This is a genomic window from Nitrospirota bacterium (assembly GCA_016214855.1).
Classification (GTDB): domain Bacteria; phylum Nitrospirota; class Thermodesulfovibrionia; order Thermodesulfovibrionales; family UBA6898; genus UBA6898.
This window is the reverse complement of the sequence record JACRMT010000004.1, coordinates 735,929-761,811: the sequence shown is the minus strand read 5'-3', so window position 1 is coordinate 761,811 and position 25,883 is coordinate 735,929. Positions and strand designations below refer to the sequence as shown.

Here is a 25,883-nt window from a genome sequence, read left to right as displayed (position 1 = left end):
AGCAGAACAACTATGCATAAAATGATAGGACAGATATTGTTGGAATCGGGCAGCATATCAGAGGATATGATAAGCCGCACGCTTGATCTGCAGGTTCAGGAAGGGCATACGCGCAGATTCGGAGAGATCCTTGTAGAGGAAGGGATAGCCGAAGAAGATGTATTCAAGGCCTTATCGATCCAGTTCAGGATGCCCCTCATGGCGGCGGAAGATTTCCCTGAGCAGACTCCGCTGGATCATGTTTCCTTCAGTTTTCTCGAAAAGAACCTTATCGTACCGCTGTCGCTTAAGAACAATACGCTCAGTATTGCATTGGGCGACCCGACGAATAGTGAGGGCGTGGATGCCTTGCAGTCTTCCTATGACTATGAACTTTCGCTAACTCTGGCAAAAAAATCGGATGTGCTCCAGCAGCTTCAACTGCTTCAGGGATCGAGGACTGCGGTTATGCAGAGGCTTATCGAAGGTGCTGCCGAGGACGACCTGCCGACTGCCGATCTTACCGGAGAGGTCAGTCATCTCAGGGATCTTGCCCAGGAAAAGGGCATAATCCAGCTGGTCAATCTTATTATAGAAAATGCGGTCAGGGACAGGGCGAGTGACATCCATGTTGAGCCGGGCGAGTTCAGCGTACGCGTCCGGTACCGGATTGACGGCGTTCTTTATGAAAAGGAGACCCTTCCTGCGCGCATGTATTCAGCGGTCTCTTCAAGGATCAAACTTCTTTCCCAGATGAATATTGCGGAGAGAAGGCTTCCCCAGGACGGCAGGATTAAGGTCTCTTCATCCGGCAGAAACGTTGATATCAGAGTATCCACGATTCCGACCGTGTATGGCGAAAGTGTTGTAATGAGGCTGCTGGATAAGGCAGCCTCATTCATTACCCTTGAGGATATCGGTTTTGACAAGACCATTCGTGATATCTACGAAGAGGTGATAAAAAAACCCTACGGCATGATCCTGATCACCGGCCCGACGGGCAGCGGGAAGTCAACAACGCTGTATGCGTCTCTTGCGGAGATCAATTCTTCTGAAAAGAAGATCATCACAGTCGAGGAGCCGGTAGAATACCTGATGCCCGGTATCAACCAGATTCAGGTCCGCCCGAAAATAGGTCTTACCTTTGCGTCCGGCCTGAGGCATATCGTGAGGCAGGACCCGGACATCATCATGGTCGGTGAGATCAGGGACATGGAAACAGCGAGCATTGCAATCCATGCCGCGCTGACAGGACACCTGCTTTTCAGCACGCTTCATACCAACGATGCTCCGGGTGCTATCACAAGGCTTATGGACATGGGTATCGAGAACTACCTTGTCGCTTCGACCCTGGTATGTGTTATGGCCCAGAGGCTTGTAAGAAAGATATGTCCATCCTGCAAGGTGAAGGACGAGGTTCCGCAAGACGTTCTCGACCGGATCAGTAAGGACATCCGCGAGGTCTGGACCGGAAGAGGCTGCGACGAATGCTCAGGGACCGGATATAAGGGAAGGATAGGCATCTTTGAAGTTCTGCCTATCGGCGGGCCGGTCAGGGAATTGATCATGAAAAGGGCTACCATCAAGGAGATGAAGGACCTTGCCATCAGTCTCGGCATGAGGACGCTCAGGGAAGACGGCATCGAGAAGGTGAAGAAGGGGATTACGACACTTGATGAGGTGCTGAGAGTCACGCAGGTGGAGATGTGAGTAAGGCAGGTATCAGTTATGAGTTATCCGTTATCGGTGAAGGAGAGAATTGCCCCGGCTCATCACCCTTAACTCATCGCTCATTATTGTCTTCTAACCGCGGCATTGCTTTGATGATGGTGCTTTGGGTGCTTGTGTTCCTGAGTATCCTGTCGATGAATTTTCTCGGGTCAACCCGCTGGGTCACCGGAAGCACCCACAACCTGAAGGAAGAGACCCTTGCATACTATCAGGCATTGTCAGGATACCACGAGGCTCTGCAGTATATTGCCTCTGATAAAGATCCGCAGGTGGATTTTCTGGATGAAGAGGGAAATTTCTGGATCGATAATGAGACCGTTCCTGTTACCGGAGTGAGAGACACTGATGCCGGGGAACTTGAGATCCGGATAACGGATGAGAATTCGAGGATCAATATCAACTTTGCGCAGCAGGACCGGCTCCATAAACTGCTGGAGCGCACCGGCGTTTCTGAAGAAGAGATTATAGTCATAATGGATTCTATTATGGACTGGAAGGACCTTGACAAAGAGCATCATCTCTCAGGCGCTGAGGACGAATACTATGAGGCGCTCAAGGAACCGTACAAGACCAAGAATGCCCTTTTTGACATACCGGAAGAAATGACTTTGGTCCGGGGAATGAAGCCCGAGTATTATTATGGAGACGGATCCGGCAATACCGGGCTGCATTCCCTGATAACCACGTTTGGAAAAAATGCGATCAATATCAATACCGTGTCACGCGAGGTTATGCAGTTCCTCGGGCTTAACGAAATCGAGATCGAGACGATCATGAAACAGAGGAACAAGGCATATGGGGGATTCAGATTCATACCGCAGCAGTTTTCTGCGCGGGGCCTTAATGCCATGGCAACACAGACATACAGGATCGAGGTTACCGCGAGGGCGAAGAACAGCCCCATCGGTTCCCGTATAACGGGAATCGTAAGCAGGGAGGCCTCGGCAAAGGGAAGCGAATTAAGAACGATCTATTGGAGAGAACGTGTCGAGACTGTTAGGACTTGACATAGACAGTAAATATATACGCATGTCTGTTGCCGACAGGCAGCTGAAGCGCATTACCTATCTGCGTTCGGAGGGTATCAGTCTTCCTGCGGACAGGGCGGAGGGGAATAATGCGCTTTCAGAAGCGCTTCAGAAGTGGAAAAGTGCCTATGACCCTTCAGGTGTCGTTGTAGGGCTTTCGCTGCAGCTTTTCACCTGCAAGCTCCTTGATATGCCGGTTATGGGCAGGGAGGATATGAGAAGGGCTCTGCTCTTTGAACTTGAAAAACACCTGCCGCTTGCTGTTGATGAATACCTCTTTGATTTCCTCATGATCAGGACAGACAAGGGCATGAAAACCCTTGTCTTCTCGATAAAGAAAGAAACGGTCAGTGCAGTCGTGAAACTGATCATTGCTGCCGGACTGGAAGTCCTTTCTGTCCGCTGCCGGGTAATGGATGTGCTGAACAGCATGCTCGGGGTCAGCGGGGAGAAGAATATGAAGGGTATCTTTATTCTGGCGACGGACAGCGGCTATGAAATGACAGGCATTGAGGATTCCCTTCCTCATGCGATGAAGAGAATTTCTGGAGGCACTGACCTTGCCGAAACCCTCGAGACCTTTAGAAAATCCTATCCTGGAAAGGTCTTCTGTTCGGGGACGGTTGATCAACTGGTTGCTGAGCGTTTTGCCATGACGAAATCACAGATTACGGTGCCGAATGCGCTGATCTTTTCCTTTGTCCAGAGAACACGGCTGAATCTTGAATTCATCCCGCAGGAGTTGATCAGGGAGAAAAAAGATCTTTATCCGTATATCATCGGAGGTCTGGCAACAGCAGCTCTCTGTCTGTATTTGCTGACAGGCTTTGTTGCCTATGCCAAGGATGCCCGCGCGCTCCGCAGGGTCGAGTCGCGGATCGAAACTATCAAGAGCCAGGCCTCTGGCGTCATTGAAGCCCGAAAGAAGCTTGAAGCGCTTCAGGATGACAGGAAGACTCTCCTCACCTTTCAGGCCCGTTCCAATATGGCGATCAAAGTGTTGAAGGACCTGACAGTGGCAGTTCCCGATAACGCATGGATCATCAATCTCGTCATCGATGAAAAGGGGCTTGTGGAGATAGAGGGTTTTTCGAGAAAGACCTCGGACCTGGTCACGGCATTAGACAAATCGAACCTTTTTAAAAATATCGCTTTTGCTGCCCCGATCTTATCACGCGACGGCGAAGAGCGGTTTTCTCTCAAGTTTGAGGTCAGGGAGCCATGAACAGAAAAAAATATATTCTGCTTGCCGCGGCGCTGGTTATGACGCTGCTTCTTTTTCAGACATACGTGGTGGCTCCAAAATCCGAAACCATGCGCGATGAGATTCAGGTCAAATCGGCCACCTTGCAGAAATACGAAACCTATCTGGAGGGATCGTCCATCACCAATGCCGAGATCAGGACGGCCGGGGAAGAAATGAAGGCTGTTGAAAAGAAACTGGTGATGGAATCATCTGAATTTCTTGCAGCCGCACGTGTTCAGAAGGAACTTGCAGAACTCACGCAGAATGCAGGCCTGAACCTGCAGACCATCAGACCGCTCAATACCGTGAAGGCAAAGGGCTTTTTCTTCATCCCGGTCTATTTTGAGGGAAGCGGAACGATCAAGCAGATAGGCGATTTTTTGAATGAGGTCGAGAAGCACACCATGCTGCTGAAGGTAGAGAAACTGTCTGTTAATGTGACAAACATACAGAACCCCAGAGAGCTGCGGTTTAAGATGCAGATATCGGGTTTGGGTAAATTATGAAGGAGTTCAGGAGCATGAAACGATTGATTGAAAAATCCCTCCTATCCTCCCTTTGTCAAGGGGAGGTAATATGCCCCTCTTTGACAAAGAGGAGTGGGGGGAGATTTTTGAAGGGTGTAAGTTTACCTATGGACTTATCAGCATGATACGGAAAATAGCTATGCTTATCATTGTCGGATCGCTGTTCCTTGTTGTCAGCTGGAAGTTTACGGTCAGCGCAGTGCTCTATAATCCCCTGTCTGACCAGTTGGTGAAAAAGGCGAAGATCAAGGAGTCCGAGCCGATAAAGGCAAAGTACGCAGCGGCGTGGGACAAGATCATCTATGAGAAAAATCTTTTTAACACCCTGCGGACGTACAAGGAGCCGAAACCGGTGCGCGTAGAGGCTCCTCCCCCTCCGCCGCCAAAGAGGCCGGAGCTTGCCCTTAAAGGCATCATCCTCGACACGTTCGGTGACTACGTTGCCTATGTCGATATAAATCAGGCAAAGACAACACAGCTGCGCAAGGGAGACAAAGTGGAGGACATAGAGGTTTCCGATATATCAGAAAAAGCAGTTGTGTTAAAATGGTTGGGTGAGACGATTACGCTTACCATTGAAAAAGTGAAGACTCTATCCAGTAAACCGAGGACAGGAAAATGAACCTGAAGTTATTAAGTTTATGTCTCATTATTGTCTTTATCAGTGCCTGCGGAGCAAAGCAGACGGTACAGCCTGATGAGCCCATTGCCGGTCCTCCGAAAGCGGAGGAAGTGAAGCTCCCTGTGGCCCCGCCGCCGGCAGACGCAAAGGCTGAACTGAAGAAAGCGGAAAAGACCGTTGCGGAGAAGAAGCCGGATGAACAATATATCATGCTCAACTTCGAGAATGCTGATATTGAAACGGTTGTCTCGACGATCTCCGACATGCTGAAGATCAATTACATCCTTGCTCCCGGTGTCTCGGGAAAGATCACGATCCAGTCGCATAACAAGATACCGGTCAGCGAACTCTTCGCTACCTTTCAGACCGTCCTGGAGTTTAATGGCTTCACCGCGGTAAAGGAAGGAAGTTTTTACCGCATTGTTCCGATTGATACCGCAAAACAGCAGCCGGTCCCGATCCAGATGGGGAAGAAGCCCGGGCTGCCCAAAGATTCGAGTTTTGTGACGCAGCAGATACCGCTTGAGTATGTGAAGGCAAATGATGTCGCCAATCTTGTCCGGAACCTTATGCCCAAAGGCACGGATATTATCGTTTATGAGCCATCAAATATGCTGATCGTAACGGCATTGCCCTCAGGCATCATGAAACTCCTGAAACTGCTCGAGGCGATTGACATCACTTCAACGGAAAGAGATTCTGTAAAGACCTTTATCTATCATGTTGAAAATGGCGAGGCAAAGAAACTGGGCGAAGTGCTGAAGAATCTTTATGGCAAGAAGGGTGGGGCTTCTTCGACGCCTGCGCCTGCAAGACCGGCACAGCCGACGCCTGCGGCAGCGACAAGACCCAGAACACCCGTTACTGCGGCCGCCCCGGCTACCGGTGCAACGGTTCAGGCTGATATACTGACGGCCGAACTTGAGGGTGATGTGCTCATCGAGGCATATGATGACATCAACGCATTGATCATAAAGTCATCACCGCGCGCCTATCTGATACTCCTTGAAACGCTGAAGAAGATCGATGTCCAGCCCAAACAGGTACTCATCGAAGTGTTGATCGCAGAGATTTCTCTGGATGATTCGACAACGTTGGGGCTGGAGTGGATGTTGAAAGGCCGGAATCAGATTGGTAAGCATAGTTTTGATTTTATCACGGGGAATACTGCAGATCCAAATACTTTTATTAATACATCGGTGCAGACAGATGGGACAGCAACCTCAAATCTTACCCAATTTGTGCCTGTAGTAAGCGGAGGACTTTTTGCCAATATCATTGATCCGAAACAGTTCAATGTTCTGATAAGTGCTGCGGCAACCAATGGCAATGTCAATGTGTTGGCAAGCCCTCATATTTTGGCGCTTGACAATAAGGAGGCAAAGATAGAGATAGCTGATGAAGTGCCTGTTGCAACGTCCATAACTGATGCGACAGCTGGTGCCGTAGCCAATACGACAACATCACAGGTACAATACAAATCTGCAGGTACTATCTTGACAGTAACACCTCATATCAATGATAAGAAACAGGTCTCACTAAAAATAGTGCAGGAAGTGAGCGAATTGGGGGGGACCATTCAGGTCGGTTCCGGATCATTTCAGGGCTTTAAAACGAGAAAAGCCAATACTACCGCCATTGTGCAGGATGGCCATACCCTTGTCATCGGTGGTATCATTACAGAGCGGAAGGAGCAATCGCGCTCTGGTGTTCCTTTTCTGAGCAAGATTCCTCTCCTTGGGTATCTCTTTGGTACTACGACTGATAAACTGCAGAAGAAGGAACTGATCCTCATGGTTACTCCTCACGTTGTTGCAAATCATGAGGAGGCCGATCAGCTGACTGAGGATTATAAAAACAAGGTCAAGAATCTCAAGAAAAAGATCGACGAGAGAAACAAACAGGCAGACGTTCATCTGCACAAACACGAAGAGGAAGAAAAGAAGGACTGATCATTACCGTCTCTTTCCATCTCTCATTTCTGTCATTCCCGCGGTCGGGAATCCTTCTGGAGAAAGACTCCGGATACCCAACAGTAGGCTGGACGGTGCCGCCAAAAATCGGGCAGAAGCAGGCCGGAGTGACAAAACAGGTTCGTCTATCAACTATTCATATGTTAGCAACTCCTCGATTGTTATCAACACCGATTCGCTGAGCGAATAGAGGTTGTACCCCCCTTCAAGACAGAAGATATAGGGGATGCCCTGTTTTGATGACAGTATCCCGCGTACAATTGTTCTGATTCCCTCATTCGTCACCCGCAGACCAGCAAGCGGATCGGCCGCATGCAGGTCATAACCCGCAGAGACCAGCACAATGTCAGGCTTAAAATTCGACACAAGCCCGGGAAGGATATCCTGGTATGCATGAAAGAAGTCCTTGTCACCCGAGCCGTGCTGCATGGGGATATTGTAGGTAAACCCCCTGCCTTTTCCTTTTCCCCGCTCAGCGTCGGAGCCGGTGCCGGGATAATGGGGAAATTGATGCGTGCTGAAGTAATAGACCGTGTCATCTTCCTCAAATATATGCTGGGTGCCATTGCCATGATGCACGTCAAAATCGATGATAAACACCTTGTTGTAGCCTATCCTCTGTGCGTAGCGCGCTCCGACAGCTACATTATTAAAGATGCAGAATCCCATTGCCCTGTCTGCTTCAGCATGATGGCCCGGGGGCCTCACGGCGCAGAACGCCCTTTCTATTTCGCCGGCCTTGCATTGGTCAATTGCTTCAGTTACTGCGCCTGCGGCAAAGAGGGCTGCTTCCACTGAGCGCGGTGAAACATAGGTGTCCGGATCAAAATAACCGGTGAAATGCAGCATCTCAGAAAAATAGGATGCGGTATGTACAGCGAGAATATCATCTTCAGTTGCTTTTTGTGGTTTATAATGATCGAGGGCGTCCCAATGCACAGACTGTCTTAATCTCTCGTTGATAGCAATGAGGCGGTCCTTTGATTCGGGATGACCTAAGGGCATTTCGTGCAGTAGAAAAACATCATCGTAAAAAAAACCGACTTTTTTCATGACATTTCTTCGGTTCCTTGGACATTAGAGATGCATGCCATGTAACCCCCATGATCTATAACAATAAACTGGAGCCGGGAAGCGGACTCGAACCGCCGACCTGCTGATTACGAAAATTTAAAACAGGGTTTTTGCAGGAGCCCGTAAATATGCAAACCCCCTATTTTGTAACAAGTTTTAACGATTTAGAATGCCCTGAAATACGCTTAATTTTACCACATTGTGATAATGAAGTCACAAACGATGCGATAGCTGCACTCATGAGTGAGGCGACAGAGAGAGTTGAGCGCATAAAAGCGTATATAAGAAATACAGCTCCTTGCGGGGCTTAACAAAGCGCGGACCGGGTGAGCGATCAAGTATGCTCAGGAGGCCTCGCTGAAAAAATGAAAAATGACTTTTTGGCGCAGCTGCTGAAGCGAAGGACTCATTGACATGGATCATCGGAAAGGAATATTGTATATATAACTATATATACAATGAGGTGAAGAAATGAAATTTGTATCGATGCGTGAGCTGCAGAAAGAAGCATCTGCAATTGTGGGTCTGGCTGAAAAAGGCGAGGATATAATTATCACCAAACACGGCAAGCCTGCTGCGGTGATCTATCCCCTCAATGAAGGCGATATGGAAGACTACCTGATCGAGCATAGCCCCTCGATCAGAAAAAAGATTGAGGCAGGGGTGAAAGACGCCAGGGCTGGCCGGGTGACATCGATCGAGGATCTGTTAAAGACAAAAAGGACCATAAAACATGCCAGGGCCAAAGCATAAGGTCAACTTCACTGACAAGGCCCTCAGTGATATCGAAGATTTCCCTGATGTCGTTTATGAGCGGATACTGAAGGGCTGCCTGAGGCTTCAGGTGGAGCCATCGTCGGACGGTAAGCACGTCAAGAAGCTGAGGGGTTACAGGGATACGTACCGGCTCAGAATTGGTGATTATAGGGCGGTCTTCGAATGGCAGGCCGATACCGTAACGATTCTCAGGATACTGACAAGGCAGGACTTCGGGAAGAAATACTGAGCAGCCGGTGAAAGCTTTCAGGGGATAAGGGCCCGGCTTATCTCCGGGACCGACAAGGCGGCAACTCTAGCCGCCTTCCTCTGGATTACCCTGGAGAACCACAAAGGAGAAGTGGCAAGGGAATGGAAAAGAGAAGAAAAGACAAGGAGAAAGGGAAGGCAGACGCTGGCTATTCAGTGTCGCTCAAGAAAAGAAAGAACGGATCTATTGTTGCAGCTATCACACTCAAGGGTATTCAACATGAATTTGGTATTTCAGCGACGCCAGCAGCCTGGATAGCACTTGATGATAGCTCTTTCTTCCCTTTGCCTAATTAGGTGATTATGACACTTCTATGACACTTAGCCATTTTGAAAAGAAAAAAGGGATTACGATTTCTCGTAACCCCTTGATCTCACTGGAGCCGGGAAGCGGACTCGAACCGCCGACCTGCTGATTACGAATCAGCTGCTCTACCAACTGAGCTATCCCGGCAAGACTGGTATTTTACCAGAAAAGAAAAAATAATTTGGGGTGAAGAAGGTCAGCTTATATTTTATGTGAGATTGAAGGAGCTGTTGATCACGGACACGAGATCAGAAGGGGCGAGGCAAGTGTTCAGAAATTTACGACTGGGACCTGTCCCCCGGCGGGGATACTTCCCTGGAACTGGACCGTTGATGCAGTTCTAACCTTGTCGACGATCTCATCGGCAAGATTCAGTATGCCGCTCCACGTTTGCGATTTCTGCTTCCCTACGTATCCGACTGCTCCAAGCTGCATCGCCCTGAGCGCAGAATCGCCTTGATATTCTGACGTGGCGCTGACGATAACCACGGGGGTTGGGTGGAGTTCCATGAGCTTCTCGAGAAACGAGAACCCGTTTAGATCCGGTTTAGCGACATCAAGAGTTACTACATGCGGTCTGAGATTCTGGATCTTATTAAGAGCATCGGCAGTATCATGGATCGAAGCTATGACTTCAATGTCTCCTGCCTGCTCCAGTATTTCAGTGAGGAGATACCGTGTTACGGCGGAAGCATCGATGACCATTACGCTTATTTTCTCTTTTTTTTGATGCATTTCAATCATCCTTGCTATTATTCTGCCCTTTCAGCAAGAAGGGCCTACCGTGGGATCCAGATACAGGTGTCGTTGCAGCCGATGGCTGAGCGCGACAGACAGAGACTGCTGATCTCCTGCGGTGACGGTGAAAGATCAGGGGCTATGCCGGTGATTATCAGCTTTTTGGCAGCTCTCACTGCCATTCTGTGAGCTGTGCAGAAGATCTGTATGCATTGGCTGTCGATTGTCTTTACATCACCGCAGTTAACTACCACATGATCTGCATTCTCTATGCAGACCATGAGAGCGTCCCGCAGCGTCTGCGCCCGATCAGCATTAAGTCCGCCCTCGCAGTTCAGAGTCCCGACAGCGCCTTTTTTTCAAAACTGAAGGCCATGCTATCCCCCTGCTTCGCCGGCTGTTCTCAGCCTTTTCATAGTATTTCCCCTGAAGACGGAAGGAACTCGTGTTCTTGCGTGGGGTGAACTCCCACGGTGCAGGTTTCGAAGCCTGAAAATGGCGCAGTTCACAATATCGAGAAGTTTTACCTGGTCGCAGATATCCATCCCTGCAATGTTGGCACAAATGCTGAAGTCCTTCTGACTAAAGAATTTTGCGCTCTGTTTCATCGAGGCCTTGTCCCATAGGTCCTCGATGCATTGCAGGATGATGGATTCTGAGAGCTTCCTGATGCATTCTGCGTGCTCTTTTGTCCCCAGAGGCTGCTTTCTGCATTTTCTGCCATACCCCTCAAGCATACATTTCTGTATGCAGTAACCCTGCCAATATCTGAAAAAAATAAGATTGACTTTAAAAACAAGGGGATGCCAAGGCATAAGCCGAAAAAAATGTTTGAAAAAGGGTGAAACCATTCATGATGGTCTTTCTTGATTTATACTATAGAATACCATTAAATCAATAGGTTATATGATAAAATCGGAGAGAATTCCATGCAATAAAAGTTGCACCCTTGAGCGGTAAAAAAAAGAGACCAACCTACCGGGTTTTTTTCTTGCTCAGTCTTTTATTGAGTGCCTGACGGCTGATGCCGAGAAGTGACGCGGCAATTCCCTGATTGTTATCAGAAAGCCTGACCGCTTCTGCTACAAGGTGATCCTCAGCTTCCCTCAGGGAAGGGAATCTGCCGAACAGTTTTGTCAGCAGGATCGCTGCTTCGTCATCTGCAGACAACACGAGCGGATGCAGTTCCTGATCATGCTGGATCGTCTCCCTGAAGCTCTCCAGGGAGAGCTTTCCTATCCTGTGGCGGGTGACTGCATCAAATACCATGGCTTCGAGTTCACGCACATTGCCAGGGAACTGATAGGTGGACAGAAGTGTGAGCAGTTCTCTCGGGTAGGAAGGCTGATGTTTCTTGAGTAATTCAGCCGCCTGTTTAATAAAGTGCTCCAATAGATCCTGTATATCCTCAAGCCTCTCTCTCAGCGGCGGAATATGGATATGGTGGGTGCGGAGCCTGAAGTATAGGTCCTTTCTGAATCTTCCGCTGTTTATAAGCTGCTGTATGTCAAGGTTCGTTGCAACGATGACCCGTGCATCACTCTGTTTGAGGATATCAGAACCGAGAGGCGCATACTGTTTCTCCTGAAGCAGTCTCAGCAGCTTTACCTGTGATGTTTCGCTGAGGTCGCCGATTTCGTCAAGAAACAGGGTTCCCCCTGCTGCCTGCGCTATCTGACCCTCGCGGGATGTATCTGCTCCTGTATAGGCCCCTTTCTTATGCCCGAATAGCGTGTCAGAGAACATAGTGTCATCGAGACCGGAAATATTCAGGGCGACAAAAGCTCCCTTTCTGCAGCTGGCGTCATGAATGGCTCGGGCAAAAAGTTCCTTGCCGGTTCCTGTTTCTCCGGTTATGAACACAGGCTGCGGTGATGGGGCAATCGCCTCAGCATAATGAAAAAGGCTGCGTATCTTCTTGCTTTCAGTAACGATAGGAGAAAAAGCCGTCTCATGCTCAAGGCTGTCGGTCAGGAGATGCTGCTTGAGAGACGATACCTCGTTCATGAGCGATGAGATATCAAGGGCCTTCCGGATGCTTGAGAGAAAACGGTTCATGTCTACCGGTTTGACGAGGTAGTCAAAGGCCCCGGACCTCATGCATGCAACTGCTGTTTCGATATCGTCTGTTGCAGTGACCACAATGATCAGAATATCGGGATAGCTTTGATTGATCTTCTCAAGCAGTTCAACCCCTGAGACGTGGGGCATGCTCAGGTCAAGCACGACTGCTGACACCGGCTGATCGTCAAGTGCCGGCAAAACCTCCCTGCTGTCCTCTATGGTCTGAAAATTGTTGATGCCGGACTTGCGCAGGATCGTGCCGAAGCTGAGAAGGATCATCGGCTCGTCGTCTACCAGTAAAATCGGGTGTTCAGGGTATCTGGTCTGTTGCATGGGTATTCCTTTCCGTGGTGCTTTGGTATGCCGGGAGGGAGATGGTTGCGGTCGTGCCTGATCCGGGCTCTGAAAAAAAGGTCAGGGTTCCCTGATGTTCCCTGATAATAGAATAGGAGATCGAGAGGCCGAGGCCGGTGCCGCCTTCATCGATCCTTGTTGTATAGAACGGCTCAACAATATGGCTGAGCACTTCCTGCGTCATGCCGACGCCTTCGTCTTTGACCTCGATCAGGATCATGTCTGCTTCTTTCCCGTGACCGCTCGATACGATGACCTTTGAGCTCCTGTTTCGTAGAGACTGAAGTGCGTTCATAATAAGATTTATGACCACCTGCTCCAGCTGCTGTTTGTTGCCCTTTACCAACGGAAGATCAGCGTTTTCTCTCACCTCAAAATGGTCAGTGAACTTTTCTGTCTGGCTGCCCAGCAACGCGGCTGCGGCAGCCATTACCTCATTGATGTCAACAGCCGCGTCGAGTGCTGACCTGCCCAGCCTGGAAAAATCTTTCAGATTGTCAATGATGCTCCGGATACGTTCTGATCCTTCAGACATTGCCGTGAGAAGCCGGGGCATGATATAGCGCATTTCAGTGTAGGGCACGCCTCCCAGAGGAAAGTCGCCGTGTTCGCGATAGTGATCTGCAAGCACGTTAGCTGCATCTTTCCATGCATCGGAAACCATCTGTGCATTCGCCAAAATAAAATGGTTCGGATTGTTGATCTCATGCGCAATGCCGGAGACGAGCATGCCGAGGGATGACATCTTGTTCATCTGGATAAGCTTTGCCTGAAGCAGCCTGGCTTCTTCTTCCAATCGAAGCCGGTCGGTAATATTGCGGAAGGAACAGAAGAGAACTTCGCTCTTTTCAAGCTTGACGGCATTACCCCAGATCGAGGTAATGATCGTTGCCCCGTCTTTTTTCCTGGTCGGGATCTGGGCAACATGAAATCTTCCCGAGGCATATCTGCTGCGCAGTTTGGCCATGAACTGGTCCAGTTCCCCCGGCATCAGTATCAGGGGAGACCTCCGGAGATGAGCTCCTGCCGTGAGTATCCGAAAATGTCTTTTGCTGTCGGATTTGCATCCATGATCCCGCCTGTTGCGTGTTCAAGGATAAGCAGAGCATCCTCATTCTGCTCAAATATCTCACGAAATCTTTCCTCACTTTCGCGGAGGGCCAGTTCTGTCGTTTCCCGCTCTTTGATCTCAAACTGCATTTTATTTACCAGTGCGGTCAGTTCTGCTGTCCTCTCAGAAATCAGTTTTTCAAGCTGATGGCTGTGTTCCCGCAGCTGCGCATCTTTTTCCCTTATTTCGGTAATGTCGCTGCCGATACAGAGGATCTCGCAGATGCTGCCTGTCTGGTCAAACAGCGGCTTGTTTGTCCAGGATATCCAGACCAACTCTCCGCTGCTGCGCATATTTTCATTTACGTTAGAAATATATTTTTCCGTGTTCGTACAGATGTCCCGGATCATGAATTTCAGATCGCGGCCGGTGCTCTCTTTTTCCGGAACGATTGTCCCGATAACGCTCCGGCCGAGTACCTGCTCCTTGGAGAAGCCGAAGAACTGCTCGGCAAATTCATTGAAAAAGGTGATATTGCTGTCTGCGTCCATCCTGAGGATGATGCTGTTGGCGTGCTCCACGAGATCGCGGTATTTCCTGTCGGTTTCACGAAGGCGCTCGATAATATACAGCACGATCGTGCCGACCACGAGTGATGCCACGAAGGCGTCAACGGTCCCGATCTGTATGAGGTCATAGGAGACACTGCCCCACCAGAGGATCCCCATCATGGTATTCATGAACGCAGTGACAATCTCGGCAAGGACCGTGATCAAGGCAAGGTGCCAGAGGTTTATGGCCCGAAGCCTCCTCAGGACCTGGTTTTGGGCTGTATGAGTTCTCGTAGACATTGTTTTCTGATATGGTTGTAACGCTTTCTGCCTCGGTTATGTATCGCAGGCAGGCGAGCTCAATATTAGCACAACGCGCGGCCTGATTCCACACGGGGAAGATCTCCTCAAAACTCTTGACACGGTGAGAGACATACATTAATCTAACGATGTTGATAATGAAGTTTAATGAGCTTATAAGACTTTCTAAGAACATAATCTTTCAGGGCCTTGATGGCGGCTTCTTTCACCAGGCCAAAGCGATCACTAACTATTGTCACAATACAGCGGCTCTTAAATCATCTGCGGGAGGTAGCATATGAGTTTATCGAGAAGAGACTTTCTTAAGCTTTCAGGGGGTACGGCTGTGGCAGGAGCCGTGGGGGCGGGAATTACGCCTCAGGAGGCATCTGCTGAGGTTCAGGTGCCTGAGGCACGCATCAAGGGTGCAACAGAAACGAAGACGATCTGTCCATTCTGCTCGGTCGGCTGCGGTATCCTGGTGCATACAAAAGACGGCAAGGTGATAAGTTCCGAGGGCGATCCTGATCATCCGATCAGTGAGGGCTCTCTCTGCGCAAAGGGTGCATCACTATACCAAATGGCGAACAACCCGGCTCGTGTTACAAAACCGCTTTATCGCGCAGCAGGCGCTGACAAGTGGAAGGAGGTGGAGTGGGACTGGGCACTCGACGAGATAGCAAAGAAGGTCAAAGAGACGCGTGACAAGACCTTCAAGTTCCTCTCCAAATCAAAGATCAAGGAGAAGCAGCCTGACGGGACCGAAAAAGAGGTGGAAAAGGAGTTTACGGTAAACAGGACAGACGCCATTGCGCATGTCGGAAGTGCTGCCCTTGATAATGAAGAATGCTACATCCTGCAGAAATGGCTCCGCTCCCTGGGGCTTGTCTATATAGAACATCAGGCCCGAATATGACACTCCGCTACTGTTGCGGCTCTGGGAGAGTCGTATGGTCGCGGTGCAATGACGAATCACTGGATAGATCTCAAAAATGCTGATGTTGTTCTGGTGATGGGAGGCAACCCTGCCGAAAATCATCCCATCTCGATGAAATGGATCATGAAGGCAAGAGAAAAAGGCGGCAAGCTCATTGTCGTTGATCCCCGTTTTACCCGCACTGCTTCAAAGGCGGACATCTATGCTTCGCTTCGCTCGGGAACAGACATAGCGTTTCTTGGGGGCATGATCAAATATATCCTCGACAACAATCTTTATTTCAGGGAGTACGTTGTCAATTATACAAACGCATCCTACCTGATAAACTCTGACTTCAAGATGCCGGGCCAGCTTAACGGGGTCTTCTCGGGATATGATGAGAAGGCAAGGAAGTATGACAAGAAGAGCTGGTCCATCCAGATGGATGATAAGGGACTCCCAAAGAGAGATATGACCCTCAAGGATCCGAACTGCGTATTCCAGCTCCTGAAAAAGCATTATTCACGTTATACGCTCGACAAGGTCTCTGCCATTACCGGCACGCCGAAGGATAAGCTGACAGAGGTTTACAAGGTGTACGGCTCCACAGGCAGACCGAACAGGGTCGGCACTGAGTGTTATGCCATGGGCTGGACCCAGCATACGGTTGGTACGCAGAACATCAGGACCATGGCGATCATTCAGCTTTTGCTCGGCAATATCGGCATGGCAGGCGGCGGTGTGAATGCCCTCAGAGGTGAGTCGAATGTTCAGGGATCTACTGACTACGGGCTCCTCTTCCATATCCTGCCGGGATATGTGCCGGTTCCGACGGCTACGGCAGTTGACCTCAAGACGTATATTGAAAAGAACACACCCAAGACCAAGGATCCCAAGAGCGTCAACTGGTGGGGCAACCGGCCCAAGTATATCACCAGCTATCTTAAGGCCATTTATGGTGATCATGCCACAAAGGATAATGACTTCGGTTATGCCTGGCTGCCCAAGATCGATGAGGGGATGAATGCATCCTGGCTCATGCTCTTTGACCAGATGTTCAAGGGTAAGTTCGAGGGTTTCTTTGCCTGGGGTCAGAACCCTGCCTGCTCAGGCGCCAATGCGAACAAGACCCGTAAGGCAATGGCAAAGCTCAAATGGATGGTGAACGTAAATCTGTTTGATAATGAGACCGCATCCTTCTGGAGAGGTCCGGGTATGGTTCCGAAGGATATCCAGACCGAGGTCTTCATGCTGCCCTGCTCTTCATCAGTCGAAAAGGAAGGGAGCATCACAAACTCAGGCCGCTGGGCTCAGTGGCGGTATGCTGCGGTTAACCCGGCCGGGCAGTCAAAGCCTGATGGCGAGATCATTAATGAACTTCACCACAGGGTAAAGAAACTGTATCAGACAAAGGGTGGAAAATTTCCGGAGCCTGTAATAAAGACCACCTGGAACTATAAGTCCAAGGCAAAGGAGTTTGATGTCCATCTTGTGGCAAAAGAGATCAACGGTTACTATCTGGACGATATTTTTGACAAGACAAAGACGCCGCCTGCTCCTGTTGGCAAGAAGGGAGAACTGGCAACGAACTTTGTAAGCCTTCAGGCTGACGGTACTACCTCCTGCGGCTGCTGGATCTACAGTGGCAGCTATACGCAGAAGGAGGGCAAAGTGATCAACATGATGGCCAGAAGAGGCAAGACTGACCCGACAGGTCTCGGACTCTTCCCTGAGTGGTCTTTTGCATGGCCGGTGAACAGGAGGATCATCTATAACCGCGCATCGGTCGATATGACCGGAAAGCCATGGGACCCGAAACGCGCAGTTGTCAAATGGAATCCCAATAAGCTGGATCCGAAGACCAATAAGGTTGCTCCCGGATGGGACGGCGATGTGCCGGACGGGCCTGCTCCTCCTATGGCGGACGAGAAGGGGAAGAATCCGTTCATCATGCGGGCTGATGGCATGGGTGCCCTTTTCGGCCCCGGCCTTGCTGACGGTCCATTCCCTGAGCATTATGAAGCGCTCGAATGCCCGCTCCAGGAAAACCTGATGTCCAAGACCAAGATAAACCCTGCGGTAAAGCTGTTCCATGACGGGAAGAGCGGTGCTGCCGAGGATATCTTCTATTCCTGCGATACGCGGTATCCGTTCGTTGCTTCCACCTACCGCATGACCGAGCATTGGCAGACCGGCGTTCTGACGCGCCATATGCCCTGGCTTCTTGAGACGGCGCCCCAGCTTTTTGTCGAGCTGAGCGAGGAACTTGCAAAAGAAAAGAGCATCAGTGCAGGAGAACGGGTGATCGTGAGATCAGGCCGCGGAGAGGTAAATGCCGTTGCCATGGTGACGAAAAGGCTGAAGCCCTTTAAAATCGCAGGCTCTACTGTTCACCAGGTCGGTTTACCGTATCACTTCGGGTGGCAGTATCCGGAGGACGGCAGCGCGGGAGAGTCGGCGAATCTTCTGACGCCGACGATCGGGGATGCAAATACCATGATCCCGGAGTCCAAGGCCTTTATGGTCAATATCGAAAAGGCAAAGGCATAGGAGGGCGATATGGCGACAGAGACAAAAACAACAGCACCCGTGGCTGCCATAGGCACAAAGAAGATGGAGGCCAGCTTTCTTGTTGATACCACAAAATGCATCGGCTGCAGGGGATGCCAGATCGCCTGCAAACAATGGAACCAAAACCAGACGGACAAAACCGTTATGGGCAGCACGTTCACCAACCCTCCGAAGCTGAATTCCAAGACATATACCAATATTGCTTTTTTTGAGGGTGAAAAGGGCGGTGAGGTGAACTGGAACTTTGCCAGGAACGGCTGTTTTCATTGTAAGAAGCCTGCCTGTGTTTCGGTATGTCCTGTTGAAGCGCTGGTCAAGACCCCTGAAGGACCGATCATATACCGGGAGGGACGCTGCATAGGCTGCAGGTATTGTATGCTTGCCTGTCCTTTCAATGTCCCGAAATATGAGTGGGAAAAGATATCGCCAAGGATACAGAAATGCAACTTTTGCTATGACAGGCTGCTCGCCGGCATGATGCCTGCGTGTGCAAAGAGCTGCCCGACTGGCACGATCACCTTCAACGACAGCATCGAAAAGAGCCTGACCGAGGCGAAAAAGAGGATCGCCGAGCATCCTGAGAAATATCACAACCATATCTATGGCGAAAAAGAAGCAGGTGGCACATCGGTGATGCTTCTTTCTGCAATTCCCCTTGACCAGATTGGCCATGCGAAAGTCAGTGAGCAGGTGCTTCCGGATCTGACCTGGAAGTATATATCGGGAATCCCTGCTATCATCGGTGTTGTGCTCGCTGCAGGCATAGGAAGCTGGGTCATCACCAGAAGAAATCAGAACATGGATAAGGAGGGAGACGAATGAGCACGGAACGTCATGAAATAAAAATGTTTACCCCGATGACGCTGGGGCTGTTGATAATTATAATCGCCGGAGCTTTCTCTGTATATAAACGGATGACCCTCGGACTTGGCGCAACAACAAATCTGCAGGATGATTTCCCCTGGGGGTTTTGGATAGGATTTGATGTCCTGGGAGGTGTTGCCATGGCAGCAGGCGGGTTTGTGATAGCCAGTGCGGTATACCTTTTTAATATGAAGAAATACAAACCGATAGCACGGCCTGCGATCCTGACCGCCTTTCTGGGCTACCTGCTGGCAGCAACCGGAATATTCCTTGATATCGGCCATCCGTTTCGGATATGGCATCCCATGGTCATGTGGCAGATCAACTCGATCATGTTCATTGTCGCGATACATGTGGTCATCTATACGACGGTCCTTGCGATGGAGTCGAGCCCCATGTTCTTTGAACGGATCGGGCTAAAAGGTGTGCAGAGGTTTGTCGAGAGGATCATGATGCCTATTGCGCTCTTCGGCACGCTCCTTTCGACCCTTCACCAGTCTTCCCTGGGAGCGGTCTATCTGATCGTGCCTGACAAACTTCATCCGCTCTGGTACAGCAGTCTCCTGCCGTTCAGCTTCCTGGTCTCTGCCATCATGATGGGACTTTCGATGGTCAGTTTCGAATCTATTTTGAGCTCCAAGTTCTTCAAGCATCAGGCCAATATGGGCATTCTTTCAGGTCTTGCAAGAGGATCGATCGTTGCGCTCGGATTTTACTGTGTGCTGAAGGTATTCGTTCTTCTGAACGGCCCCGGGCTTGCTGTTGCTTTTGACGGCAGTATGGAGTCCAGGCTCTATCTGCTTGAGATGGCTGTCGGTGTTATCGTCCCCCTGTGTCTGCTGCTTATACCTGCCATGCGGAGCAGCTTAAACAGTATACTGCTGGTGAATTCCCTTGTTATTATCGGCGTCGTGATCAACCGCATGAATGTCGGTATTTTCGGCCTCCTCAGGCATGCCAAGGGAAAAGGCATAAGCTATTTCCCAACGACCAACGAGTTTATGGTCACCCTGTTTCTCGTGGCATTGGGAATATTTCTCTTTAAATTTGCCTGCAAGTATTTTAACGTGCTTTCATACGAAGAAGCTAAACGATAGCCGGATATGCGGCCTGAACGGATCGTTCCCGTTCGGGCCGCACCTGCCGAGGTGACATATGAAACTCCTGCGAGCTGTAATGGTATTTCTGCTCCTGATTATTTCTGTCGGTTCTGCTGAAGAGAAGCGGTTTACGATCCCTGTCGGGGAATCCCCCCAAAAGGGACTCAAAGATGCTCCGGTCACAATTGTAGAATTCATCGACTTCCAATGACCGCACTGCGTGGCGGCCGGTCCGGTCGTCAGGAAGATCATCGATGCATACAAGGGCAAGGTCAGGCTTGTCATCAAGAACTATCCGTACAAATATCGCGACTATGCCCATATAGCTGCAGAGGCTTCCCTTGCTGCCGGAGACCAGGGGAAATACTGGGAGATGCATGACCTGCTGCTTAAGAACTCGCCCAAACTTGATCGTGAAAGTCTTGTCAGATACGCCAGGGAACTCGGCCTTGATATGAAGCTGTTTACTGCATCTATCGACAGCAAGAAACACTCGGCAGAGATCGAGAAAGACAAGCAGCTTGCCTTTGACATGGACCTGTACAGCACGCCGACATATTTTATCAACGGCAGGAAGATCGTCGGCAACAGGCCGTATGAGTATCTGAAGCAGATCATTGAGGAGGAACTGAAGAATGCGAAGCGATAGCAGGCAAACTGAGAGGTTTAGGCTCAGGCTGAGGTTTAGGAACTTCTTTAGAGGTTTTTTCCTGGCTGTCTTGCTCTCAACCTTAGCCTTAACCTCTATCTCCTCTGCCGGTCATCTTGAACCCTTCAAGTCAGTGCCCATTCCGAAGAACAACCCCCAGACCGCAGAGAAGATAGAACTCGGCAAGAAGCTTTTCTTCGACAGGAGGCTTTCCGGTGACGGCACCACAAGCTGTGCCACCTGCCATGTGCCTGAACAGGGATTTGCTGATGGACAGGATATCTCTCAAAGTTATCCCACGACCAGAAATTGGCGCAATGCCCAAACCCTCTACAATGTCGGTATGTACAAGAGCCTGTTTCATGACGGAAGGGTAAAGATGCTCGAAGATCAAGCCCTGTTTCCCATGATGTCAGCATTTGAGATGAACCAAAACCTCGATTTTGTGGAGGAGGAGATACGCGTTGTTCCTGAATATGTCGAAGCGTTTAATAAGGTCTTTAGCGGCGAGCCGACGCGCGGGCGCATTGCCATGGCAATCGCAGCCTTTGAGAGGACAATTGTTTCGCTGAATGCACCATACGATACATTTCTTAAGGGGGAAGACAAGGCACTCTCTGAAGAAGCCAAAAAGGGATTTGAGATATTCAGGGGCAAAGGAAGATGTATAGAGTGCCATTATGGTCCAAATTTGTCAGACGATAAATTTTATGCCCTGAATGTCCCTGAAAATCCTGTTCTGTTAAATGATCCCCGCGTAACAGCTACCATGAGATTTGTGGCCAAGGTATACCATTATCCAAATTATCGCGGTCTGAAGGAAGATCCGGGCCGTTATCTGATCACCAAGAAGAAGGAGGACTGGAAGGCGTTCAGGACTCCCACGGTCCGTGAGGTGTCGCGAACGGGACCTTACATGCATAACGGCGTCTTTGCATCACTCGATGAGGTGATCGAGTTCTTTAATGCAGGCGGTGGAAAGGGAAATAAATATCTCAAGCCTCTCGGTCTGAGTGAAGAAGAGAAGAAAATGCTTAAGGCATTTCTTGTTGATGCCTTGAGCGGCGAAGAGCTGAAGATAACCTATCCTGACGTTCCGTAAGCAAGCCCGTCGTCTTCACCTTAAATAAGTTTGTTGTCTTCTTATGTTTCTTCTTTGGCCTTTATCCTGCACTCCTGCATAACCTCCGGAGGGATCATGCCGAGGGCTGCGATGACCAGGAGAGGCACGATGAGCGCATCATCAAGATGCCCGATGACAGGGATGAAGTCTGGGATGATGTCAAACGGCAGCAAGGTGTATCCGATTGCCGCGGCAAGGAGGACCTTGGCGGTTTTAGGCGTGCCGGCATGGCTTATGGCAAACTGATACGCTTTCAGTTCGGTTTTAAATACTGTTGCGGTCTGTTTCAGCTGTTCCAGCATTGAATCGTATTGTGTCTGCAACTTCTCCCTTTTTGTTTGATATTACACGGGCCGGGGAATGTGCGCAACTCTTTTTCAAAAGAACGAAAAGGGAAGGCAGTAAATGATCAATGAGGTTTCCCTAATGCGCGTCAGGGATCAGAAGGTTTTTTTGCCTGAATCATCCCCACAAACAGCACCTGGGAAAATACGACAGAGAATCCAGCCATGATGCCGGGAATGGTCACGAGCCTGAGATAAGCCAGCAGGACGACAATAAGGGCAAGCATTACAAAGCGGAACTGGCTGAAAAAAAGCATTTTCATGTTTACCGATGATGTTCCGATGATCCCTTCAACGCTCCAGGCAAGCGCCCGTATGTTCAGGATGCCAAGCAGACCTCCTATGAGAATGCTGAAGGGCAGATCTTCCCAGGGCAAAAACGCCGAAATTATGGCCGCAGGTATAAGGATAATGGCAGTATTCCTTGCGATTTTTTTAATCATGGTCATCTGAAATCTTTTTTGCGATGCGCGCAAGTTCCCTGAACCCGGCTGCGATACCGAGGATGAGAAAAATGATCGTGAACCAGGGCGAGGTAAGGAGCCACTTGTCTAACTGCGAACCGATAAGATACCCCACAAAAGTAGAGATCACCATATGAAAGCCTATGGTGCCCGCCCGGGCGAAATGCTTTATGATAGTCTTGTCAAAAAGCGGGGCCATAGTCCTCATTCTGATACTCTTCATGCTCTGCTGTTAAATAATCCTTCACGATCTCTGCTATTTCGCGATAAAAAGCTGTCTTTGCAACTTTAATGATCTGGTCACAGTAATACGGTACCCAATTCATCAGGTGTTGTTCAAGAAAATTCTTTTCTAGTACGGTCTTGCTGTTGTCGATGAGGTAACTCATGAAAAGAAGTTCCACAGAAAGATGGTCCGAAACCATTTCATATGAATCATCAATGACAAGTCCTGCGCTGATGTAGAATTCATTTACGTTTATATAGTCGATGTTACTGTTCTCTGAGAAGAGCGACTCAACCGGCTGTACTATGCCCTGTGATAAGGAGAAAAGAAGGTCAAAATCCTCTGTTATCTGCTCGATCGATTCCTTCAAATCGAGGCTGAAATCCTGTCTGACAGATTCGAGCGCCTCTACATCCGGAGGATTGAGAAAGAGCTGCGCCAGGATCCTGTAAGACTCTGCTCTCCTGATATTATTGGTTTCGAAGATCATGGCAGGTGCATTATACCGGAACAGGCTAAGTGATTGCCTGTAGGCAGCATGGGCTATGGCGCATGATAAGTCGATAAAGTTTGAGAATTTTCTTGACAGTAAAAATAAAATCCCGTAAAATCACTCTTAAGTAAGGGAAAAATAAAGAAAAAACCTTAGCTCAAAACGGGGTAACATGAAGCGGCGCAGTTTTCTAAAGGCTCTATTTGCAGTTCTTGGCACGGCATCAGTTTCATCGTTTGCCTATCCTCTCATTCGATACTTGGCACCTCCAGGCAGTTCTGACATGGATAAAAAGGTAGTCCTGGTAAAGGCGGATATTCCTGTCGGAGGGTCAAAGATCATTCTTTTTAATGACAAACCGGTGATCGTGATCAACCGTCCCGGCAGGGGTTTTATAGCCTTGTCCAAGGTCTGTACCCATTTGGGATGCCTTGTAGAATACGAGAAAGATAAAAACAGACTGATCTGCCCCTGTCATGCAGGCACCTATGACCTTGAAGGGAATGTGCTGTCAGGACCCCCTCCCAGGCCTTTGCCTAAAGTGACCCTCAAGGTCGAGGGCGAGCAGTTGATCATAGGGTGATGGCGATGGCAAAAAATAAGATAAGGGACTGGCTCGAAGTAAGGATAGGTCTGGATGAACTGCTAAAAAGCCAGCTGACTGAATACCGAGTGCCGAAGCAGATAAATGTCTTCAATGCCCTTGGGTCTGTTGCGTTGGCAGGATATCTTATTCAGGTTATCAGCGGCATTTTCCTGATGATCTATTATATCCCCCACTCTGAACATGCATTCAGGAGCGTCCAGGAGATCATGACCAGGGTTCCCTATGGTTGGCTTTTCCGGCAGATACATGTGGTCGGCAGCAACCTTATGATAACGGCAGTGACCCTTCATATGGTCACAATATTCCTTATGGGCAACTATAAGAGGCCGAGGGAACTTACCTGGATCGGCGGCGGGATCATGATGGTTATAACGTTCCTTTTTGGCCTTAGCGGCTATCTGTTGCCATGGACCCAGCTGAGTTACTGGGCAACTACCGTGGTGACATCACTGCCAACGGCATTTCCATTTTTCGGAGATTTTGCTACGAGGCTCCTGCGCGGCGGAGATTATGTGAGCGGCATAACGCTGACCAGATTTTTTGCAGTGCATGTGTCTGTTCTTCCTCCTCTCTTTATGATATTGATGGGGGTGCACATAGCGCTTATAAGGCGGATAGGACTTTCCTCTACGCCTTTTGGCAAGACTGATGAGGAGAAACGCCCTCTGACCGAATTCAGAAAGAAGACCCATCCGGAAGGGCACGCTTATTACCCTTACCTTTTCCAAAAGCAGGTACTGATGGTTATCTGTTATTTCCTCATAATGTTTTCGATCATTACTTTTGCACCTACCTTCTTTTTTCCTGAAGAGGCTTCAGTGCCGGCAGATGCCTTCAAAACGCCTGAAAACATACGGCCGGAGTGGTACTTTCTTGCTCCTTACCAGATGCTGAAACTGATACCGAACAAGTTCCTTGGGATATCGCTGCAGATCATATTGTTATTCGTTTTTATCTTCTGGCCATTTCTTGACGTTCAGAAGGAGAAGAATATTTTCAAGAGGCCCGTGCTTCGCGGTGTCTTCATCTTCCTGATGATATCCTGGGTTATTCTCATGTGGTGGGGGAGGCGGTGATGGGGCGGAGCGTTATTGTTCTGTTCGCAATGTTGCTCTCTCTGCCTTCGCTCTCATCAGGGAGCTACCAGGACGAGTTTGCCAAGGGATTCCTTACCAAGACATGGTCGGGCGAGCAGCCTGAGGAGAATTTCTGCATTGAGTGCCATTCTTCCGATAAGATGAAGCCCGAGTTCCTGACCATTGCCGAGGAATGGAAGGCGAGCTGGCATGCCCAGAACAATATAGCCTGTCATAACTGCCATGGCGGTGATCCGAAAGATGCATCGATGTCCATGTCGCCCCACAGGGGTTTTGTGGGAAAGCCGAAACCGTCCGAGGTGCCTGACTTCTGCGGCAAATGTCATATCGGCATTCTGAAGAATTATTATGACAGTGATCATGGCAAGGAATTCAGAGCGTCCGGCAAGGGGCCTAACTGTGTTACGTGTCATGGGTCCCATAATATCCAGAAGGCGAATATCGACATTATCAGCGAACATCGGTGTGCTAAATGCCATTCCTATGAAAGGGCAAAGACCATGAAGCAGGCCCTCTTCCTTACTGAAAAGAAGTTCGATGAGCTTGAAGGTGGTCTTCGGAAGCTCAGAAAAGAAGGTGTATATATTGACGATGACCAGAAGAATCTCTTTAATATTCAGGCCGAATTCCGCACCCTGTTTCATTCAGTTGATGTAAATCTGGTCAGGGACAGGACAAACGAATTTTCATCCAAACTGGCTGTTGTGGAAAACAAGATAAACAGCACCTTCGGTGAACTGCGTTTCAGGAAGAATTTCTCAGCCTTTATTCTTCTGATTTTTGCCGCTATGGCCACAGTTCTTTACCTGATCACGAAGACCCCAAGGGATTAGTTCGTTTTAGCGGCATTTCTCCGGA

At 49.4% G+C, this 25,883-nt stretch carries 29 protein-coding genes and 1 tRNA gene; 18 read left to right on the top strand and 12 right to left on the bottom strand.

The window, feature by feature from the left end; all coding sequences use genetic code 11:
* Positions 1-12 precede the first annotated feature (12 nt).
* The 6 genes from tadA to HZB62_05820 all read left to right on the top strand — a co-directional run bounded on the left by tadA (position 13) and on the right by HZB62_05820 (position 7,085).
* Positions 13-1,689 carry a Flp pilus assembly complex ATPase component TadA gene (tadA, locus tag HZB62_05845; protein ID MBI5074674.1) on the top strand — a complete coding sequence of 559 codons (1,677 nt, stop codon included), beginning with the start codon at positions 13-15 and terminating at the stop codon, positions 1,687-1,689.
* Complete coding sequence (locus HZB62_05840) at positions 1,686-2,717, top strand: general secretion pathway protein GspK (protein ID MBI5074673.1); 1,032 nt, start codon at positions 1,686-1,688, stop codon at positions 2,715-2,717. The genes tadA and HZB62_05840 overlap by 4 nt, the downstream gene beginning before the upstream one ends.
* Positions 2,695-3,963: a PilN domain-containing protein gene (locus HZB62_05835; GenBank protein ID MBI5074672.1), complete on the top strand. Its 1,269-nt coding sequence runs from the start codon at positions 2,695-2,697 to the stop codon at positions 3,961-3,963. Before HZB62_05840 ends, HZB62_05835 begins: the two co-directional genes overlap by 23 nt.
* Positions 3,960-4,490 carry a type 4a pilus biogenesis protein PilO gene (gene pilO, locus HZB62_05830; protein ID MBI5074671.1) on the top strand — a complete coding sequence of 177 codons (531 nt, stop codon included), beginning with the start codon at positions 3,960-3,962 and terminating at the stop codon, positions 4,488-4,490. The genes HZB62_05835 and pilO overlap by 4 nt, the downstream gene beginning before the upstream one ends.
* Positions 4,491-4,560: 70 nt before the next feature.
* Positions 4,561-5,133 (top strand): hypothetical protein, encoded by a 573-nt coding sequence (locus tag HZB62_05825; GenBank protein ID MBI5074670.1) that lies wholly within the window; start codon positions 4,561-4,563, stop codon positions 5,131-5,133.
* Positions 5,130-7,085 carry a hypothetical protein gene (locus HZB62_05820; protein MBI5074669.1) on the top strand — a complete coding sequence of 652 codons (1,956 nt, stop codon included), beginning with the start codon at positions 5,130-5,132 and terminating at the stop codon, positions 7,083-7,085. Before HZB62_05825 ends, HZB62_05820 begins: the two co-directional genes overlap by 4 nt.
* Before the next feature lie 153 nt (positions 7,086-7,238).
* Here HZB62_05820 and HZB62_05815 read toward each other — a convergent pair whose 3' ends face one another.
* Positions 7,239-8,159 (bottom strand): histone deacetylase, encoded by a 921-nt coding sequence (locus tag HZB62_05815; GenBank protein MBI5074668.1) that lies wholly within the window; start codon positions 8,157-8,159, stop codon positions 7,239-7,241.
* Between the two features lie 492 nt (positions 8,160-8,651).
* Between HZB62_05815 and HZB62_05810 the strand changes: the two genes are divergently transcribed.
* The 3 genes from HZB62_05810 (at position 8,652) to HZB62_05800 (ending at position 9,503) form a co-directional block, all read left to right on the top strand.
* The gene (locus tag HZB62_05810) at positions 8,652-8,933 is read left to right on the top strand and encodes a type II toxin-antitoxin system Phd/YefM family antitoxin (protein MBI5074667.1); all 282 of its coding nucleotides are present in this window, start codon (positions 8,652-8,654) and stop codon (positions 8,931-8,933) included.
* Positions 8,914-9,186, top strand: coding sequence for a type II toxin-antitoxin system RelE/ParE family toxin (locus HZB62_05805; protein MBI5074666.1), 273 nt, complete (start codon positions 8,914-8,916; stop codon positions 9,184-9,186). Before HZB62_05810 ends, HZB62_05805 begins: the two co-directional genes overlap by 20 nt.
* A 122-nt stretch (positions 9,187-9,308) precedes the next feature.
* Positions 9,309-9,503: a hypothetical protein gene (locus HZB62_05800; GenBank protein MBI5074665.1), complete on the top strand. Its 195-nt coding sequence runs from the start codon at positions 9,309-9,311 to the stop codon at positions 9,501-9,503.
* Positions 9,504-9,584: 81 nt separating this feature from the next.
* Here HZB62_05800 and HZB62_05795 read toward each other — a convergent pair.
* The 7 genes from HZB62_05795 to HZB62_05765 all read right to left on the bottom strand — a co-directional run bounded on the left by HZB62_05795 (position 9,585) and on the right by HZB62_05765 (position 14,571).
* Positions 9,585-9,660, bottom strand: a tRNA-Thr gene (locus HZB62_05795).
* A gap of 123 nt (positions 9,661-9,783) precedes the next feature.
* Positions 9,784-10,248, bottom strand: coding sequence for a response regulator (locus tag HZB62_05790; protein ID MBI5074664.1), 465 nt, complete (start codon positions 10,246-10,248; stop codon positions 9,784-9,786).
* 44 nt (positions 10,249-10,292) lie between these two features.
* A complete protein-coding gene (locus tag HZB62_05785) occupies positions 10,293-10,589 on the bottom strand; it encodes an STAS domain-containing protein (GenBank protein ID MBI5074663.1) in 297 nt (98 codons plus the stop codon).
* 39 nt (positions 10,590-10,628) lie between these two features.
* The gene (locus tag HZB62_05780) at positions 10,629-10,988 is read right to left on the bottom strand and encodes a hypothetical protein (protein MBI5074662.1); all 360 of its coding nucleotides are present in this window, start codon (positions 10,986-10,988) and stop codon (positions 10,629-10,631) included.
* Between the two features lie 238 nt (positions 10,989-11,226).
* A complete protein-coding gene (locus tag HZB62_05775) occupies positions 11,227-12,648 on the bottom strand; it encodes a sigma-54-dependent Fis family transcriptional regulator (GenBank protein ID MBI5074661.1) in 1,422 nt (473 codons plus the stop codon).
* Positions 12,626-13,660, bottom strand: a complete 1,035-nt coding sequence (locus HZB62_05770; GenBank protein MBI5074660.1) for a PAS domain-containing sensor histidine kinase — start codon at positions 13,658-13,660, stop codon at positions 12,626-12,628. The genes HZB62_05775 and HZB62_05770 overlap by 23 nt, the downstream gene beginning before the upstream one ends.
* 5 nt (positions 13,661-13,665) lie before the next feature.
* On the bottom strand, positions 13,666-14,571 hold the full coding sequence (locus HZB62_05765) for a PAS domain S-box protein (protein ID MBI5074659.1): 906 nt from the start codon (positions 14,569-14,571) through the stop codon (positions 13,666-13,668).
* A 298-nt stretch (positions 14,572-14,869) separates the two neighbouring features.
* On the opposite strand from HZB62_05765, the gene fdnG reads away from it, so the two are divergent.
* The 6 genes from fdnG to HZB62_05735 all read left to right on the top strand — a co-directional run bounded on the left by fdnG (position 14,870) and on the right by HZB62_05735 (position 21,773).
* Complete coding sequence (gene fdnG / locus HZB62_05760) at positions 14,870-18,037, top strand: formate dehydrogenase-N subunit alpha (GenBank protein ID MBI5074658.1); 3,168 nt, start codon at positions 14,870-14,872, stop codon at positions 18,035-18,037.
* 9 nt (positions 18,038-18,046) lie between these two features.
* A complete protein-coding gene (locus HZB62_05755; protein ID MBI5074657.1) occupies positions 18,047-18,880 on the top strand; it encodes a 4Fe-4S dicluster domain-containing protein in 834 nt (277 codons plus the stop codon).
* A complete protein-coding gene (gene hybB / locus HZB62_05750; protein MBI5074656.1) occupies positions 18,877-20,019 on the top strand; it encodes a Ni/Fe-hydrogenase cytochrome b subunit in 1,143 nt (380 codons plus the stop codon). The genes HZB62_05755 and hybB overlap by 4 nt, the downstream gene beginning before the upstream one ends.
* Positions 20,020-20,077: 58 nt before the next feature.
* Positions 20,078-20,233, top strand: coding sequence for a hypothetical protein (locus tag HZB62_05745; protein MBI5074655.1), 156 nt, complete (start codon positions 20,078-20,080; stop codon positions 20,231-20,233).
* 9 nt (positions 20,234-20,242) lie between these two features.
* Positions 20,243-20,671 (top strand): thioredoxin domain-containing protein, encoded by a 429-nt coding sequence (locus HZB62_05740; GenBank protein MBI5074654.1) that lies wholly within the window; start codon positions 20,243-20,245, stop codon positions 20,669-20,671.
* Positions 20,672-20,741: 70 nt separating this feature from the next.
* Positions 20,742-21,773, top strand: coding sequence for a cytochrome-c peroxidase (locus HZB62_05735; protein ID MBI5074653.1), 1,032 nt, complete (start codon positions 20,742-20,744; stop codon positions 21,771-21,773).
* Between the two features lie 41 nt (positions 21,774-21,814).
* Here the strand turns inward: HZB62_05735 and HZB62_05730 are convergent, their stop codons facing one another.
* The 4 genes from HZB62_05730 to HZB62_05715 form a co-directional block, all read right to left on the bottom strand.
* A complete protein-coding gene (locus HZB62_05730) occupies positions 21,815-22,096 on the bottom strand; it encodes a DUF1232 domain-containing protein (GenBank protein ID MBI5074652.1) in 282 nt (93 codons plus the stop codon).
* A gap of 131 nt (positions 22,097-22,227) precedes the next feature.
* Positions 22,228-22,587, bottom strand: a complete 360-nt coding sequence (locus HZB62_05725; GenBank protein ID MBI5074651.1) for a hypothetical protein — start codon at positions 22,585-22,587, stop codon at positions 22,228-22,230.
* Positions 22,574-22,801: an AtpZ/AtpI family protein gene (locus HZB62_05720; protein MBI5074650.1), complete on the bottom strand. Its 228-nt coding sequence runs from the start codon at positions 22,799-22,801 to the stop codon at positions 22,574-22,576. The genes HZB62_05725 and HZB62_05720 overlap by 14 nt, the downstream gene beginning before the upstream one ends.
* Positions 22,785-23,318 carry a molecular chaperone TorD family protein gene (locus HZB62_05715; protein ID MBI5074649.1) on the bottom strand — a complete coding sequence of 178 codons (534 nt, stop codon included), beginning with the start codon at positions 23,316-23,318 and terminating at the stop codon, positions 22,785-22,787. The genes HZB62_05720 and HZB62_05715 overlap by 17 nt, the downstream gene beginning before the upstream one ends.
* Positions 23,319-23,493: 175 nt before the next feature.
* Between HZB62_05715 and HZB62_05710 the strand changes: the two genes are divergently transcribed.
* From HZB62_05710 to HZB62_05700, 3 genes are read left to right on the top strand one after another with little or no spacing between them, the layout of a single operon-like run.
* Entirely contained in the window at positions 23,494-23,904 is a 411-nt protein-coding gene (locus HZB62_05710; GenBank protein MBI5074648.1) for a ubiquinol-cytochrome c reductase iron-sulfur subunit, read from the top strand.
* 5 nt (positions 23,905-23,909) lie between these two features.
* On the top strand, positions 23,910-25,004 hold the full coding sequence (locus HZB62_05705) for a cytochrome bc complex cytochrome b subunit (GenBank protein MBI5074647.1): 1,095 nt from the start codon (positions 23,910-23,912) through the stop codon (positions 25,002-25,004).
* Positions 25,004-25,858 carry a cytochrome C gene (locus tag HZB62_05700; GenBank protein MBI5074646.1) on the top strand — a complete coding sequence of 285 codons (855 nt, stop codon included), beginning with the start codon at positions 25,004-25,006 and terminating at the stop codon, positions 25,856-25,858. The genes HZB62_05705 and HZB62_05700 overlap by 1 nt, the downstream gene beginning before the upstream one ends.
* Positions 25,859-25,883: the final 25 nt, after the last annotated feature.